The following is a 720-nucleotide window of genomic DNA, read 5'->3' on the forward strand; positions in this document are numbered from 1 at the left end:
ATCGCGGTGTGCGCGGCCAGCAGTACCGTCAGCGCCGCACGAGCCCGGGTCGAGCCCCGGACGGCGCCCCAGCCGTCACGGACCGAGGGGCGGGCGGTCACAGCGCGACCGGCAGCTGCGGGGACCGACGGGGCCGTCGACGGCGCGGCGTCGAGCGCCTGGCGGAGAAGGAGAGGGTCCGGCCGCAGACCGACCTGCAGCAGGACGGCACCGAGCACCATGCCTGCACCGGAGATGAGGAACGGACCGGCCTCCACGGGGAGGCCGACGAGCCGGGACAGGGCTGCGCCCGGCACGACCATGTTCGGGCCGGCCACGGCACCGATCGTCACCGCCCACACCACCAGGGAGAGGTCCCGCCCACGGTGCTCGGGACGTGCCAGGTCGGTGGCGGCGAACCGGGCCTGCAGGTTCACCGCCGAGGCGACGCCGACCAGGAAGGCGCCGAGGAGCAGCAACGGGAACAGTCGCCAGACGGTCGCGCCGACGATGAGGGCGGTCCCCAGGGTCGCCGCCGCCAGCCCGGCGGTGAGGGCGGTGCGACGTCCGTGTCGCACCGCCAGGGCCGAGAGCGGTACCGCCAGGAGGGCAGGCGCCAGGGTCAGCGCTGTGGTCGTTGTGCCGGCGAATGCTTCGTTCCCGGACAGGTCGACGGCGAGGATCGAGCCGAGCGCCAGGGTGGACCCGTTGCCCAGGGCGCTGAAGATCTGCGCGAGGGTC

Annotated in this window: 1 protein-coding gene; it reads right to left on the reverse strand. The window is 74.6% G+C overall.

From position 1 onward, the window contains the following. Positions 1-720: MFS transporter (locus ABD774_RS21560; protein ID WP_345045844.1), on the reverse strand; the 720-nt coding region annotated here is incomplete at both ends.

The sequence above is a fragment of the Georgenia daeguensis genome (genome assembly GCF_039537705.1).
Taxonomy (GTDB): domain Bacteria; phylum Actinomycetota; class Actinomycetes; order Actinomycetales; family Actinomycetaceae; genus Georgenia; species Georgenia daeguensis.